General features: G+C 62.7%; 12 protein-coding genes. 6 read left to right on the forward strand and 6 right to left on the reverse strand.

Annotation, left to right across the window (positions count from 1 at the left end; all coding sequences use genetic code 11):
• Positions 1-79 precede the first annotated feature (79 nt).
• From BMZ10_RS22550 to BMZ10_RS22565, 4 genes are all read left to right on the forward strand, one after another.
• Positions 80-1,366, forward strand: a complete 1,287-nt coding sequence (locus BMZ10_RS22550) for an MSMEG_0569 family flavin-dependent oxidoreductase (RefSeq protein ID WP_093467411.1) — start codon at positions 80-82, stop codon at positions 1,364-1,366.
• 227 nt (positions 1,367-1,593) lie between these two features.
• Positions 1,594-2,325, forward strand: a complete 732-nt coding sequence (locus BMZ10_RS22555) for a GntR family transcriptional regulator (protein ID WP_093467414.1) — start codon at positions 1,594-1,596, stop codon at positions 2,323-2,325.
• Between the two features lie 152 nt (positions 2,326-2,477).
• Positions 2,478-3,767, forward strand: coding sequence for an MFS transporter (locus BMZ10_RS22560; RefSeq protein ID WP_093467417.1), 1,290 nt, complete (start codon positions 2,478-2,480; stop codon positions 3,765-3,767).
• Between the two features lie 68 nt (positions 3,768-3,835).
• Positions 3,836-4,681, forward strand: a complete 846-nt coding sequence (locus BMZ10_RS22565; RefSeq protein ID WP_093467420.1) for an amidohydrolase family protein — start codon at positions 3,836-3,838, stop codon at positions 4,679-4,681.
• Between the two features lie 86 nt (positions 4,682-4,767).
• Here the strand turns inward: BMZ10_RS22565 and BMZ10_RS22570 are convergent, their stop codons facing one another.
• The 4 genes from BMZ10_RS22570 to BMZ10_RS22585 form a co-directional block, all read right to left on the reverse strand.
• Entirely contained in the window at positions 4,768-5,223 is a 456-nt protein-coding gene (locus tag BMZ10_RS22570; RefSeq protein WP_093467423.1) for an Hsp20 family protein, read from the reverse strand.
• Between the two features lie 126 nt (positions 5,224-5,349).
• A complete protein-coding gene (locus tag BMZ10_RS22575) occupies positions 5,350-6,822 on the reverse strand; it encodes an efflux transporter outer membrane subunit (RefSeq protein WP_093467426.1) in 1,473 nt (490 codons plus the stop codon).
• Positions 6,806-7,972, reverse strand: a complete 1,167-nt coding sequence (locus tag BMZ10_RS22580) for an efflux RND transporter periplasmic adaptor subunit (RefSeq protein ID WP_093467429.1) — start codon at positions 7,970-7,972, stop codon at positions 6,806-6,808. Before BMZ10_RS22580 ends, BMZ10_RS22575 begins: the two co-directional genes overlap by 17 nt.
• Entirely contained in the window at positions 7,962-11,204 is a 3,243-nt protein-coding gene (locus tag BMZ10_RS22585; protein WP_093467432.1) for an efflux RND transporter permease subunit, read from the reverse strand. Before BMZ10_RS22585 ends, BMZ10_RS22580 begins: the two co-directional genes overlap by 11 nt.
• Positions 11,205-11,412: 208 nt before the next feature.
• Here BMZ10_RS22585 and BMZ10_RS22590 point away from each other — a divergent pair, with 208 nt between their 5' ends.
• Together BMZ10_RS22590 and BMZ10_RS27785 are read left to right on the forward strand one after the other, a co-directional pair.
• Positions 11,413-11,823, forward strand: a complete 411-nt coding sequence (locus tag BMZ10_RS22590; protein WP_093467917.1) for a PA0061/PA0062 family lipoprotein — start codon at positions 11,413-11,415, stop codon at positions 11,821-11,823.
• A gap of 555 nt (positions 11,824-12,378) precedes the next feature.
• Positions 12,379-12,537 (forward strand): hypothetical protein, encoded by a 159-nt coding sequence (locus BMZ10_RS27785; RefSeq protein ID WP_177182197.1) that lies wholly within the window; start codon positions 12,379-12,381, stop codon positions 12,535-12,537.
• A 43-nt stretch (positions 12,538-12,580) separates the two neighbouring features.
• On the opposite strand, the gene BMZ10_RS22595 is transcribed toward BMZ10_RS27785, so the two are convergent.
• Together BMZ10_RS22595 and BMZ10_RS22600 are read right to left on the reverse strand one after the other, a co-directional pair.
• Complete coding sequence (locus tag BMZ10_RS22595) at positions 12,581-13,972, reverse strand: sensor histidine kinase (RefSeq protein ID WP_093467435.1); 1,392 nt, start codon at positions 13,970-13,972, stop codon at positions 12,581-12,583.
• Positions 13,950-14,633: a response regulator transcription factor gene (locus tag BMZ10_RS22600; RefSeq protein ID WP_093467438.1), complete on the reverse strand. Its 684-nt coding sequence runs from the start codon at positions 14,631-14,633 to the stop codon at positions 13,950-13,952. The genes BMZ10_RS22595 and BMZ10_RS22600 overlap by 23 nt, the downstream gene beginning before the upstream one ends.
• Between the last annotated feature and the right edge of the window lie 39 nt (positions 14,634-14,672).

Raw genomic sequence — 14,672 nt, forward strand, 5'->3', positions numbered from 1 at the left:
TTTGCTCAGCCTGCGTATGAAGCCCTCGCCATTCCATCGATGTTTGCCCTACACAGTGCATCTCCCGGAGACCCCGACCATGCCCAGCTCAATCACTCCCCTCAAAATTCCTCACCACAGTGTGATCATCGTTGGTGGCGGGCAGGCCGGGTTGTCCGCCAGCTACTACCTGCAGCAGCAGGGCGTGGACCATCTGGTGCTGGAAAAACACAGCCTGACCCACACCTGGCGCAATCAGCGCTGGGATGCATTCAGTCTGGTGACGCCCAACTGGCAGTGTGCGCTGCCGGGGTATCGCTACAGCGAAGAGCATGGTGGCAAGGACCCTCACGGGTTCATGAAGAAGGACGAAATCAATGATTACCTCGCCGGCTTCGTCAACGCCGTCAACGCGCCGGTGCGAGAAGGCGTTGCCGTCAAGCGGGTGGTGCCGCGGGCGGCGGGTGGTTTTGAGGTGCATACATCTCAAGGCGAATTCACGGCCGATCAGGTGATCTGTGCTTCCGGCGGCTATCACACGCCGATCATTCCGCGTCTGGCCGAGCGGCTCCCCGCCGGCATCACGCAGATTCATTCCGAGCAGTACCGCAATCCGCAGGCCCTGCCAGAGGGCAACGTTCTGGTGGTGGGGTCGGGGCAGTCGGGGGCGCAGATCGCCGAGGATCTGCACCTGGCCGGACGCAAGGTGTACCTGGCCGTGGGCGACGCCCCGCGCTGCGCGCGCTTCTACCGTGGCAAGGATGTGGTCGACTGGCTGGCGCAGATGGGCTACTACCAGATCGGCGTCGACACCCATCCGTTGCGCGAAGGCGTGCGCGACAACACCAACCATTACGTCACCGGGCGTGATGGTGGCCGCGACATCGATCTGCGCAAGTTCGCCCTGGAAGGCATGGAGTTGTTCGGCCGACTGAATGATCTGCACGGCGAGACATTGCAATTCTCGGGCAACCTGCGCGAGAGCCTGGACAGCGCCGATGCCGTCTATAACCGGATCAACGGCTCCATCGACAAATACATCGCCGAGCAAGGCATCGACGCGCCGGAAGGCGGACGCTATGAGCCGGTGTGGACACCTGAGCAGGAACGCCACACCTTGAATCTGGCCGAGCAGGGCATCACCAGCATCATCTGGTGCATCGGCTTCACGCCGGATTTCACCTGGGTCGAGGCGCCGGTGTTCAATGGCCGTGGTCATCCGGGCCATGTGCGCGGCGTGACCACGCAGCCGGGTCTGTATTTCCTCGGGCTGCCGTGGCTGTACACCTGGGGATCGGGGCGTTTCTCAGGCGTGGCGCGGGATGCGGAGTACGTGGTCGAGCACATCGTCGGCGCGGTTGAAGAGCGTAAGGTCGCCAATCGCTGAGTGCTGTCGGCGGCATGGACGCGGGGCGTCCTGTTATCGGCAGGGCGCCGTCTGCCATTCCTGAATGTCGCCGAGCTATCAGCTGTCAAGGATGGGCCGCCCTGAGTGCGCGAACCGCCGCTCATCTGCCAATGCCCGGTTTCACCCTTGACGATCATTTGTAACGGGACAATACTTCGCGCAGATTCATATAGATGACTAGATAAATACAAGAGCGAAGCGCCTCCATGAACCGTCTTTCGAGTGATGTCCGCCTGCCGCTTTACCAACGCCTGCGCGATCAACTGGCTGAGCAGATCGCCAACAACCGCTGGCGCCCGGGTGAAGCCATCCCCACCGAAGCTGCCTTGTCCAGCGAATATTGCCTGTCCACCGGCACTGTGCGCAAAGCCATCGACATGCTGGTCAACGAGCATATCCTGGAACGCCAACAGGGCCGAGGCACGTTCATTCGTCGGCCGCAGTTTCAATCTTCACTGTTTCGCTTCTTCCGCTTTCAGGGGCTGGCCGGTGAGCGTCAGGTGCCGGAGAGCCGCATTCTGTCCATCGAGCCGATGAGCGCGCCGTCCGCGGTTTCTCAGGCCCTTGGCCTGTCGCTGGACGCCCCGGTGATTCGCATGATCCGCCTGCGTCTGCTCGATGCGCAACCGGTATTGGCCGAAGAGATCTGGTTGCCGCAGGTGCAGTTCCAGACGTTGCTGGAAACCGATCTGAGTCAGCATGGCCCGCTGCTGTATCCCATTTACGAAGAACTCTGCGGTCAGGTCGTGGCGTACGCCGAAGAGAGCCTCACCGCCGAGGCCGTCAATGATGTGCACGGGCGCCTGTTGCAGGTGCCGGCCGGCAGCCCGGTGGTGGTGATCGAGCGTCTGGCCCGCAACTACGCCGGTGAGCCTCTGGAATGGCGCCGCTCTCGCGGGCACGCCAGCCATTTTCGTTACAGCGTCGATATCAGATAACCCGACACACCCTTTACCGTCGACCGCTGCCCTGCGGGAGTGAGCCAGCTCAATCCCGCAGGGCAGCGAGCGGCTCATGCTTTCAAGCCAACCTGCCACCCAGAGCAGGCTCCACAACAACTGCCGCATCACAACGTATAAGGACAAGAACCATGTTCAACTGGTATCGCCAAGTCACTCCTCGGGAGCGCAAGACGTTCTGGGCCTGTTTCGGCGGATGGTCGCTGGACGCCCTTGAAGTTCAAATGTTCGGCCTCGCCATCCCCGCGCTGATCGCTGCGTTCGCCCTGAGCAAAGGTGATGCGGGACTGATCAGCGGCGTGACGCTGATCACCTCGGCGCTGGGCGGCTGGGTCGGCGGCACGCTGTCGGACCGTTACGGTCGCGTGCGCACCCTGCAGTGGACGATCCTCTGGTTCTCGTTCTTCACCTTTCTCTCGGCGTTCGTCACCGGCTTCCACTCGCTGTTGATCGTCAAGGCGCTGCAGGGCTTCGGCATCGGCGGCGAATGGGCGGCGGGCGCGGTGCTGATGGCCGAAACCATCAACCCCAAATACCGCGGCAAGGTCATGGGCACCGTGCAGAGCGCCTGGGCCGTAGGTTGGGGCCTGGCGGTGGGCGTGTTCACCCTGATCTACTCGTTCGTGCCGCAAGACATGGCGTGGCGAGTGATGTTTCTGGTCGGCCTGCTGCCGTCGCTGCTGATCATCTGGGTGCGTCGCAATGTCGAGGAGCCGGACAGCTTCCAGCGCCTGCAGAAAACCAACGCCATCCCGCAGAACTTCTTCAAATCGCTGGCAGGCATTTTCCGCCCTGAACTGCTTCGCGTCACGCTGCTCGGCGGCCTGTTGGGACTGGGCGCACACGGCGGTTATCACGCGGTGATGACCTGGCTGCCCACGTTCCTCAAGACCGAACGCAACCTGTCGGTGCTCAACTCCGGCGGGTACCTGGCCGTCATCATTTTCGCGTTCTGGTGCGGTTGCGTGGCCAGCGGCTTTTTGATCGACCGCATCGGCCGCCGCATGAACATCGTGCTGTTTGCCCTGTGCTGCGTGATCACCGTGCAGTGCTACGTGTTCCTGCCGTTGACCAACACCCAGATGCTGTTCCTGGGCTTCCCGCTGGGCTTCTTTGCCGCCGGCATTCCGGCCAGCCTCGGCGCGCTGTTCAACGAACTGTACCCGGCCGATGTGCGCGGTGCCGGAGTGGGCTTCTGCTACAACTTCGGTCGCGTGCTGTCCTCGGTATTCCCGTTCCTGGTCGGCCACATGAGTGAGTCGATGTCGCTGGGTTCCGCCATTGGCATCGACGCAGGCATCGCCTACGGCGTGGCCGTGATCGCCGCCGTGTGCCTGCCGGAAACCCGTGGCCGCAGCCTGGAAGACAGCGCCGCTGCCGCACAGGATTCGACCGGTCGCAAAGAGGCCGCCAGCGCCTGATGTTCCCTCCTGCGCGGCAGCCTGAGGCTGGCTTCAGGACGCCGCGCGATTTTCGATAGATGAGACCCATGTCCGAGACTTTTCCCTCGTCGATACTTGGCATCGACGGCCACGCACACGTATTCAGCAGGGAGCTGGATCTGACATCGGCAAGACGCTACTCACCCGACTACGACGCCACGCTGGCGATGTATCAAGACAACCTGCGCACCCATGGCCTGAGCCACGGCGTGCTGGTCCAGCCCAGTTTTCTCGGCACTGACAACCGCTACTTGCTCGACGCGTTGCGTCAGGCGCCTGAACAGTTGCGCGGCGTGGTGGTGGTCGACCGCGATGCAGACCGCGCCTCGCTGCAGGAGATGGACCAGCTGGGCGTGGTCGGCATTCGTTTGAACCTGATGGGCAAAGCGCTGCCGGACTTTTCCGATCCGCAGTGGAAAACCCTGTTCAGCCACATCGCCGAGCTGGACTGGCATGTCGAGCTGCATCGCCATGTGGCGGATCTGCCAAGGTTGATCCGCGCGCTGATGCCGTTCGGAGTGAAGATCGTGGTCGACCATTTCGGCCGTCCGGACGCTCGTCTGGGCCTGGACCAGCCCGGCTTCCGGGACCTGCTCGAGCTGGCCCTTGGCGGTCAGCTGTGGATGAAGGTATCGGCCATTTATCGCCTCGAAGGCAACGACCGGCAGAACCTGGATTTCGTACGCGAGGCCCTGCCGCTGCTGGTGCAGAGCTTCGGTCCGCAGCGCCTGGTGTGGGGCAGTGACTGGCCGCACACTCAGCATGAAAGCACGGTGAGTTACCGGACGGTGACGGAGCAGCTGCAAGCACTGGAATGCTCGCCTCAGATGATGCGTTCGCTGCTCATCGAGGCACCGCAGGTGCTGTTTGATTTCGCCCCGGTCGAGGTTTGATCAGACGGCAATGTGCGGGGCAGGCGTCGGGACGGTTGGCGGCACGTCGTCGCCGGAGGTCAACCGTTCGGGCCGGCGCTGGCGGATCAAGGGCGCATAAGCCGGTCATGACCGTCTCCGGGGCACTGGATTCTGATCCGTCTGGCGCTGGCGCCTTCCGGTACGTTGCGCTGCAGGAACACGATCAGCAGGCCGTTCTCGAATGTCGCGCCCTGAACTTCAATGTGGTCGGCAAGATGGAACACCAGCCGAAACGCCCCGTGGGCGATGCCTTGATGCAGGTAAGTCGCACCTTCATCGCCGCGGGGGTTGCTTCCGCAGACCGTCAGCACATCCTTTTCAAGCTTCAATTCCAGATCACTGGCGCTCAGCCCGGCCGCGGCAATCACGATCCGGTAATGATCGCTGCCGTAGCGTTCGACGTTATGCGGCGGATAGCAAAGGGGTGTTTCGCTGTGCAGGGCAGATTCAAAAAAATCATTGAAGCGATCGAACCCCACGGATTGGCGGAACAGCGGCGCCAGTTCAACAGTGGTGGCCATGTCAAAATCTCCTCAGCGTTTGCATGGTGATTAAGACGCGCGTCGTTTCACGACGTCGCACTTAGCAGTTAGGCTCACCGGCTGGATTAATCAAGCGCCGCGCTGCAATCTCCCCTCAGATTTACGCTATCGGCGTGCAACATTCTGGCTATGCGCCGCCGAGGCGTAGCGCGTCGACTCCGTCGGAGCGTCTTGCGTACGCCAGCCACCGCCTAAAGCGACAGCCAGACCGACACTGGCCTGCAACCGGCTGGTGTTCACCGCCTGCATGCGTCGTTGTGCGTCCAGGGCGGCGGTCTGGGCGGTCACCACATCCAGGTAATTCACAGCGCCTGCCTGATAGCTGCTGGTCGCCATGCGTTCGGCGCTGTTCGCGGCATCCACCGCCGCCTGTTGGTCCTGCGATTCCTGCTGCAAGTCCTTCAGTTGACCCAGATTGTCTTCCACTTCACGCACCGCCTTGAGCACCTGGCTGTGGTACTGCGCGGCGGCTTCTTCAAACTCGGCCCTGGCCTGGCGTTCGTTGGCATTGCGCCGTCCGCCATCGAACAGCGGCAGATTGAGCAGCGGTCCCAACGCCCAGTACCGATTGGCCGCAGCGAGCAGGTTGCCGCTGCCTTGGGTCTGCCCGCCGAGCAGAGCGCTCAGGCTGAAATCCGGATACCACGCCGCCTTCGCTACGCCGATAGTGGCGTTGGCGGCGAACACCCGACGCTCTGCCGCGGCGATGTCCGGACGTTGTTGCAGCAGATCGCCGGGCAGCGCTTGAGGGATGTCAGGCAGTTTCATCGGCTGTGCGTCATGCACCCGCGTGAATTCACTGGGCAGCACGCCCACCAGTTCGGCAATCGCGTGTTCGCTGAGGTCGTTCTGGGCGTTGACGTCGTCCAGCTGCGCCTGCGCTTGCGCCAGCTGGCTTTGCGCGCGGGTCAGGTCAAGTTGCGAGGCAATCTTGCCTTCATAGCGATCGCGGGTCAGTTGCAGCGCCTGGCGATAATCGTCCAGTGACGCCCTGAGAATCTTCGCCTGTGCATCCAGCCCGCGCGCCTGAACGTAAAGCGTCGCGAGCTGGCGTTGCAGGCTCAGCCGCGCGACCGCCAGATCATCGGCAGACGCCTGAGCCTGTGCATCGCCTGCGGCGACCTGATTGCGGATCCGGCCCCACAGGTCCATGTCGAAGCTCAGGCTAAGACCGGCCGTGTCGCTGTCGTAGATCGAAGGCTGCGTGGCGCCGCGCAGCGGTCGTCGATCCGACTGGCGCTGACGCAGTGGCGCGACACTGGCCCCGACCTGCGGGAACAGCCCGGCCTGCAACTGACTGGCGTAGGCCTGTGAAGCATCGTAATGCGCCAGCGCCGCTGCCAGATCAGGGTTCGCCGCGAGCAACCGCTGTTGCAGGTCGTCGAGCTGCCGGTCCTCGAACACCTGCCACCACTGGCGCTGGAGCTGGTCGGCGGGCTGTGCAGGGTGCCACGGGCCTGTGTCCTCCTTGTAATGCGCCGGCAGCGACACCGTTGGCGTCTGATAGGCGGGCGCCAGCGAACAGCCCTGCAGGGTCATGGCGATGATCAGGGCCAGACCTTCAAGCCTTGGGCGCATGCTCACCTCCTGCATCGGCCATATGCACGGGGTCGTTCTCGCGCAAGGCGTCGGGCGGGTTGTCGATCACTTTGTCGGTGGCGTGCAGGCCTTGATCGATCACCAGCCGGTCGCCCAGGTCCATGGCGATATGGATGTCGCGCAGGTGCACATGGTCTGCTGCATCGAGGGTGGCGACCTGTGTGCCTTTGGCGCGGAAGATCAATGCGCTGGCGGGAATGCTGACGCCCCGACCGCCGGCCGCCACGGGCAGGGTCGCGTCGGCATAATCGCCGGGCAGCAGCGAACCGTCCGGATTGTCGGCCACGAACTGCGCGAGCAGGGTGCCTGAGCGCGGATCGACCGCAGTGGAATCGCCGAGCAGCGTGGCGTGGTACGTCACGCCCGGATGCTCAGGAACGCTCAGTTGCACCTGCATCGCGGGATGGATGACGCTGGCGTAATTCTGCGGGATCGGCACGTACAGGCGCAGGCGGCGCGTGTCGGCCATGCTGAACAGCGGACGGCCGCCGCCATCGTCAGCCTTGATCAACTGGCCGATGTCGGTGTTGCGCGCGGTGATCGTGCCGCTGAAAGGCGCGCGAATGGTTTTGTAAGCCGCGAGGTCCGACAGGCGCTGACAGTCGGCTTCGGCGGCCTGAACATCGGCCTTTGCCGCCGTGGCCGCGGACACCTTCTCGTCGACTTCCTGTTGTGACACCGAATGGGTTGCAAGCAGATGCTGCCAGCGCTCGGCGGTGGTCTGGGCGATGCGTGCGTTGGCCTGTTGTTGGGCCAGGTGCGCGCGGGTCAGCGCCAGTTGCTGATCCAGCTCGGGGCTGTCGATGTGGGCGAGTACCTGACCGGCCTGAACCTGCGCACCGATGTCGGCGCTCCAGTCCTTGAGGTAACCACTCACGCGGGCGTTGATCGCCGCACTGCTCCAGGCTTCAAGTCGCGCAGGCAAGCGCAGGGTATCTTGCTGGGCATTCTGCGACGGTGAGACCACGGTGACCACCGGCACCGACTGGCGCTCGGTCCAGTCCGCGACGGCGTGTTCGTGGCGAGTGCGCGCGGCCAGGCCGTTGGCGACCAGCAGCGCGGCCAGCGTCAGGCCGCCGATCCCGGTCAGCATGAGGCGTTTGCGCGAAGGGACGTGTTCAGAAGACATGGGGTGTTTCTCCATCGATGGCGCTTGTCGGGGTGTCGGCGGATTGAGGTTTCGAGTGGCGGTGCACGAGGCTGAACACCACGGGCACGAACAGCAGCGTGGCCGTGGTCGCCAGAATCAGACCGCCGATGACCGCGCGTCCCAGGGGGGCGTTCTGTTCCTGAGAAAGCGCCAGCGGCAGCATCCCGATGATCATGGCCAGCGCGGTCATGCACACCGGGCGAAAGCGCGTATAACCCGCTTCCAGTGCAGCGAGCAGGGCGTCGCCATGTTCGGCCAGACGTTCCCGGCAGAAGCTGACCACCAGAATCGAGTTGGCCGTGGCCACGCCCATGCACAAAATGGCGCCGGTCAGCGCAGGCACCGACAGCGAGGTACCGCTGAGGAACAGCATCCACACGATTCCAGCCAGCGCTGCAGGCAGGGCTGTGATGATCACGAACGGGTCGACCCACGACTGAAAGTTGACCACGATCAGCAGATAGATCAGCACCACGGCGCCGAGCAGGCCGAGGCTCAAACCGCTGAAGGCTTCGTGCAGCGCATCGATCTGACCGTGCAGGCTCACCACGGCGCCTTTGGGCCGAAGGTGCGCCATGCCATCGATGACCTTCTGCACGTCTGTCGCAACGCCACCCAGATCACGTCCCTGAACGTTGGCAAACAGGTCCAGCGTCGGTTCGATGTTGTAGTGGGTGACCACCGCCGGACTGTCCACTCGCTTGATCGTCGCCAGCCCGCCGAGAATCTGCGACTGGCCGTCACTGCCGGTGATCGGCAAGGCTTCGAGGGCCGGCAGGCTGTCCAGCCGGTATTGCGGCGTGGCGGCTACCACCGAGTACGACACGCCGTTTTTCGGGTTGAGCCAGTACGTCGGCGCCACCTGCGCAGTTCCGGCCAGGGAGGCGCCCAGGCTGGTGGTCACGTCTTTCTCGGTGATGCCCAGTTGCTTGGCACGCAGGCGGTCGACGTTGACCTGCAATGACGGATAACCCGTGGACTGCTGAATGCGCAGGTCGGCGACCCCGGGAACATGCTCAAGCCGACGTTGCAGTTCAACGGCGTAAGCACGGTTCGCGTCGTCGTCGGGGCCGGAGATTTTCAGGTCCAGCGGCGCCGGGGCACCAAAGTTGAGGATCTGGCTGCTGATATCTGCAGGCATGAACGCGAACTGGCTGCCGGGGAAACTCTGCGGCAGCGCTTCGCGCAGGCGTTTGACGTAGTCGGCGGTCGGCGCGTGGCCTTCTTTGAGGGTGACTTGAATGTCGCCATCCTGCGGGCCGATGGTGCCGCTGCTGCTGTAGGCCATGTCGATGCCGCTGAGGGGAATGCCGATGTTGTCGATCACCGTTTCCAGTTGGTCAGCGGGAATGATCTCGCGGATGCGCTGTTCGATCCGGTCAAACGCCGCTGCACTTTCCTCGATGCGTGTGCCCAGAGGCAGACGCACATGCATCGACAGCGCGCCCGCGTCGGTGGCCGGGAAGAAGTCCTCGCCCAGGCTTGGCAACAGCGCAAAACTGGCGAGCACACAGGCGAGAAAACCGAGGAGGAAGACCCTGCGACGCTTCAGCGCCAGCCCGAGCAGGCTGTGGTACACGTCACGAATCGCCGAGAAGCGATGCTCGAACCCTTGCTGAAATCGCAGCGCGCTACGCAGGAAAAGGTTGTGCTGACGGCCGTGCTGATCGCCTTCATGATGGTTGATGAACGCATCTTCCGGATGGTGGCCGGGGCCGCCTTCCAGCACATGGGGCTTGAGCAGAAACATCGCCAGCGTCGGCACCAGGGTGCGCGACAGCAGAAAAGAGCTGGCCATGGCGAAGATCACTGCCAGCGCCATCGGCCGGAACAGGTAACCGGCGATGCCCTGCAACAGGAACATTGGCACGAAGACGATGCAGATGCACAGCAGCGAGACGAACGCCGGACCGACGATCTGCCGCGCGCCGTCCATGATCGCGTCCTTCACCGCCTTGCCCTGTTCCAGGTGCCAGTTGATGTTCTCGATCGTCACCGTCGCGTCATCCACCAGAATCCCCACCGCCAGCGCCAGGCCGCCAAGGGTCATGACGTTGAGTGTCTGACCGCTGAGCGACAGCAGTGCGATGGCCGACAGGACCGCCAGCGGGATCGATGCCGCGATGATCAGCGTCGAGCGCCAACTGCCGAGAAACAGCAGGATCATCACGCTGGTCAGCAGTGCGGCAATGATGCCTTCTCGGGCAACGCTGCCGACCGATTCCTTGACGAATACCGAGGCATCGCCGAGCAGGGATGTCTTGAGCGCCGGCGGCAGGGTTTCGTTGATCAGCGGCAGCATGTTGCGGATGTCGTCGACAATCGACAGGGTCGAGGTATTGCCGTTCTTGAGCGCAGGCATCAGCACCGCGCGACGGCCGTCGACGCGCACGACGTTGGTCTGCGGCGGGGAGCCGTCACGCACGTGAGCAACCTGGCCGATGGTGATCAGCGCGCCATCCACGGTCTTGATCGGCAGGTCGTTGAGTTCGTCGATGGCCTTGGGGCTGTTGTTCAGCAGCACGGTGTATTCGTCGCTGCCCATTTTCGCCGTGCCCACCGGAATGATCTGATTGCCCGCAGCCAGGGCATTGCCCACGTCTTGCGCCGACAGGCCTTTGGCCGCCAGCGCCTGCGGGTCGAGGTCCAGGGTGATCTGACGCTGTCTGCCGCCCATCGGCGTCGGCATCGCCAGGCCCGGAACGGCGCTGAGCGGAAGACGGATGCTGTTCTGCACCAGATCGCGGATTCGCGCTTCCGAGAGCGTCGGGCTGGAGAACGCCATCTGCAGGATCGGCACCGTCGAGGCGCTGTAATTGAGGATCAGCGGCGGCGTGATGCCAGCCGGCATCTGCTTGAGCACGGTCTGCGACACCGCCGTCACTTGAGCGTTGGCCGTCCGGATATCGACACCCGGCTGGAAGAAAATCTTGACGATGCCCATGCCCGGCAACGATTGCGACTCGATGTGCTCGATGTCGTTGACCGTGGTGCTGAGCGAGCGCTCGTAGGTGTAGATCACCCGACCGGCCATGGCGTCGGGCGACAGGCCGGTGTATTGCCAGACCACCGCGACCACCGGAATGCCGATGTCGGGAAACACATCGGTCGGCGTCTTCACGGCCGCCATCGGCCCGACGATACAGATGAAAATCGCCAACACGATGAACGTGTATGGCTTGAGCAATGCAGTCTTGACCAGCCCGAGCATGCCGGAAACCTCCCATTTCGAATCAGCGCAGTCTTGTTGCGTCGACCTAACAGGCGGCTTTCGAGCGAATGAACAAATAGTTAGTCCGTTGCACAAGGAGCTTTCATGGGGGATTCATTTGTTGTTCATGCGCGCACCCCGCAGCCTTGGCCCATCGAAATCCACCCTGCGCCACAGGGACTTTTTCCAACTGCCGAGGTACGTGTTCATGAAAGCCAGATCGTTGTCGCTCATCCCCATGTTAGGACTCGTCAGCGTGCTGTCGGCGTGTGCCGGGCCCATGCCCAAAGCCGATCCGAACCAGGCATGGATCGGCCTGCGCGAAGAGCCGTCCGGGGTATTGATGGCCGAGGATCTGGACGGCAAACGCCTGAATGACGGCCGCTTTTTCGAAGTCAGACCCGGCGCCCACACCCTTGACCTGGACCTGATCGTGGAGCGGGGCGGGGACGACGGGCAAATGAATTGCGAGACAGGCATCCGCTTCGACCAGTTCAAAGCGGGCGAGCATTACACGCTGGTGGAGTCGAGCCTGGGCGAAGAGTACCGGGTGAAGCTTGAAGACTCGCAGGGGCACCAGATTGGGCGCAGCAAGGATTTCACCTGCATGCCGGGGTGATGGGAAAGCTGGTTTGTGATTCGGGCTAATGTCGCTGCGCGGGCAGGTGCGCGATCCAGGCGGGAGGAGCCTGCTCGCGAAGACTGAATTCCCACCGCCGCACGCCTGCCGGATGCACCGGCCTCTTCCCGGCTAAAGCCGGTCCTACAGACGCCGCGAGTTTTTCGTAGGACCGGCTTTAGCCGGGAAGCCGTTGGGTTTTTCGCATTTTCCTGTGCGATATCTCGGCAGGATTCCGGATATGTGAATGCTTCCCCGCGCATCCTGTTTCATTTTGTGACGTCGAATAGGCGCAGTCCAAACCCTCGCCAATACTGCGCGGGGGCGGAACATTCCCATACGTGGATTCGTGGATCAATACTTCGCCGCCCGGGAGGTGGTGAATCGTTTGAAATACGAGTTTGGCCATGCAGTGACCGTCGATATTTTTATCAAGAACCATGATGGTTCTACCAAGTCCTACCGCCAGAACATTCAGCAAATTGACTCGCATGTACCCGAAACCTATGATCGGGCATCGCTTGAGTGCACGCTCAACTCCAGGAGGTTTGGATAATGGCTGCTCCACAAAAACTCAAAACAGTGAAGTCGACGCCGTTTTCCGACTTCGTCCGCAACGCCACTCTCGAGGAGAAGGAGCGCGTTTACCTGAAGGTCATGGAGAAAGCCTGGGCGCGGCAGGAAAAGATCATCGAACAAGCCCGGAAAATGTAACGCCCCCCAATGACAAAGCCGCCCCTGAGGCGGCTTTGTTGTATCACCCCAACGCCAGCACCTGCCGACATTCCAGCACCAGGCTTGCGCCGCCGGAGGGGCTGTTGCCGATGCGCAGTTTGAAGCCGTGCAGGTTGACGATCGCCGCGACGATGGACAGCCCCAGGCCGAAGCCGCTTTGCTGATTGCCTGTCTCGCTGCGGTAGAAACGCTTGAAAACCGCTTCGCGTTCGGCGTCGGGGATGCCGGGACCGGTGTCCTGTACTTCGATGAACGTGGTGTCGCCTTCGGCCCGGGCGATGACCAGCACCTGGCCGCCCGGCGGGGTGAATTTGATCGAGTTGCTGAGCAGGTTCGACAGGGCTTCGAACAGCAGCGCGCGGTCGCCCACCACCGGCGGCAGGTATTCGGCGACTTTCAGTTGCAGCGAGACGCGGCCTTCCTCCGCCAGCGGCAAGTAGAAATCATACAGTTCCTGCAGTAACGGCAGCGGATCCAGCTGGCCGAAAGCCGAGCGACGCTGATGATCTTCCAGCTCGGAAATCCGCAACAGGCCGCGAAAGCGCGCCATCAATGTATCGGCGTCGGCGATGACCTGAGCCATTTGCTCGCCTTGGGCGGAGTCTTCCGGCGATTGCTGCTGAATCCGGTAAAGCTGCGCGCGCAGGCGGGTCAGGGGCGTGCGCAGGTCATGGGCGATGTTGTCGCAGACGCCTTTGACCTCGTTCATCAACCGCTCGATGCGGTCGAGCATGGCATTGACGATGTCGGCGAGCATGTCCAGCTCGTCACGTCGATCGGACACCGGCAGGCGTCGGGTCAGGTCGCCGGTGACGATGGCTTCCGCGCTCGCCTGAATCGCACCGATGCGCCGCAGCGGCCGACGTCGCAGCAAATGCCAGCCCGCAGCGCCCGGGATGATCGTCAGTGAGATGCCCCACAGCAGGGCCCGCAGGATCAGCGTGGTCACGGCGAACAGCGAGCCGTTGTCGCGCACCAGCACCAGCCAGCGTTCATCGAGCGTGTGAATGGCCACCGCATCGCAGCTGGCACGGGGCAGATCGGGGTCGTCAGAGTCGATGCAGGTGTCCAGTTCCTGAATCTCGCCGGTGAGCTTCAGGCCCTCGGGAATCTCGCGGACCGGCCCGCTGATGGGTTTCAGGTCTTTGTCGAAAAGGCCGTAGGCGTCGACCGAGCGCATGTCGAACTTGTCGCTGGTGGCCAGTGCGTCATCGAGTTGCGCGCCCTCGAACCGGGAAAACAGTTGCTGGCGCTGCATCAGCGAATGGCGGGCGAGGGTGTTCAGGTAACTGGTGACTTCCCAGTACAGCACCCCCATGAGGATGCTGCTCCAGGCCACGAACAGGAAACTGTACAGCGCCAGCAGTCGGCTGCTGGAGGAGCGCCAGCCCTTAGACGGGTTCGGCAATGACATAACCTGAGCCTCGAACGGTACGTATCAGCGGCGTCAGGGTAGGAGGATCGATTTTCTTGCGCAAGCGACCGATGTGCACATCGATGAGGTTGGTGCCGGGGTCGAAGTGATAACCCCAGACTTCCTCGAAAATCATCATGCGGGTGATGATCTGGCCGCTGTTGCGCATCAGGAATTCCAGCAGCTTGTATTCGGTGGGCAGCAGGTTCAGCGGCTGGCCCGCGCGGCTGGCTTCGCGGGTGATCAGGTTGAGCTCCAGATCGGCAACCCTGAGCATGGTTTCTGCCTGAGTAACGGGGTTGCTGCGGCGCAGCAGGACCTCGACACGAGCAGCCATCTCGTCCGAGGCAAACGGTTTGGACAGGTAGTCATCCCCCCCGGCGCGCAGGCCGCGGACCCGTTCGTCGACATCGGACAGGGCGCTGATCATCAGGATCGGCGTGGCGATGCCCAGTGCGCGCATGGTCGTGACAATCGCCAGGCCGTCCACCTCAGGCAGCATGCGATCAAGGGTGATCAGGTCGTAATCTCCGCTCACCGCGCGCACCAGGCCTTCGCGGCCATTGTCCACCCAATCCACCTGGAGTCCGTGGCTGCTCAACTCAGCCACGATTTCCTTGGCGGTGACGGCATCGTCTTCGATTGTCAGGATTCGGGTCATTGGATGTCTGAACCACGTAGTGACTGAAGGCCATATTTT

The sequence above is a fragment of the Pseudomonas sp. NFR16 genome (assembly GCF_900108875.1).
Classification (GTDB): domain Bacteria; phylum Pseudomonadota; class Gammaproteobacteria; order Pseudomonadales; family Pseudomonadaceae; genus Aquipseudomonas.

Coding starts and splice junctions, on each gene's coding strand:
- BMZ10_RS22555 (WP_093467414.1), top strand. CDS start 1,594: ATGAACCGTCTTTCGAGTGATGTCCGCCTGCCGCTTTACCAACGCCTG.
- BMZ10_RS27785 (WP_177182197.1), top strand. CDS start 12,379: ATGGCTGCTCCACAAAAACTCAAAACAGTGAAGTCGACGCCGTTTTCC.
- BMZ10_RS22600 (WP_093467438.1), bottom strand. CDS start 14,633: ATGACCCGAATCCTGACAATCGAAGACGATGCCGTCACCGCCAAGGAA.
- BMZ10_RS22560 (WP_093467417.1), top strand. CDS start 2,478: ATGTTCAACTGGTATCGCCAAGTCACTCCTCGGGAGCGCAAGACGTTC.
- BMZ10_RS22575 (WP_093467426.1), bottom strand. CDS start 6,822: ATGCGCCCAAGGCTTGAAGGTCTGGCCCTGATCATCGCCATGACCCTG.
- BMZ10_RS22570 (WP_093467423.1), bottom strand. CDS start 5,223: ATGGCCACCACTGTTGAACTGGCGCCGCTGTTCCGCCAATCCGTGGGG.
- BMZ10_RS22590 (WP_093467917.1), top strand. CDS start 11,413: ATGAAAGCCAGATCGTTGTCGCTCATCCCCATGTTAGGACTCGTCAGC.
- BMZ10_RS22585 (WP_093467432.1), bottom strand. CDS start 11,204: ATGCTCGGGCTGGTCAAGACTGCATTGCTCAAGCCATACACGTTCATC.
- BMZ10_RS22595 (WP_093467435.1), bottom strand. CDS start 13,972: ATGTCATTGCCGAACCCGTCTAAGGGCTGGCGCTCCTCCAGCAGCCGA.
- BMZ10_RS22580 (WP_093467429.1), bottom strand. CDS start 7,972: ATGTCTTCTGAACACGTCCCTTCGCGCAAACGCCTCATGCTGACCGGG.
- BMZ10_RS22565 (WP_093467420.1), top strand. CDS start 3,836: ATGTCCGAGACTTTTCCCTCGTCGATACTTGGCATCGACGGCCACGCA.
- BMZ10_RS22550 (WP_093467411.1), top strand. CDS start 80: ATGCCCAGCTCAATCACTCCCCTCAAAATTCCTCACCACAGTGTGATC.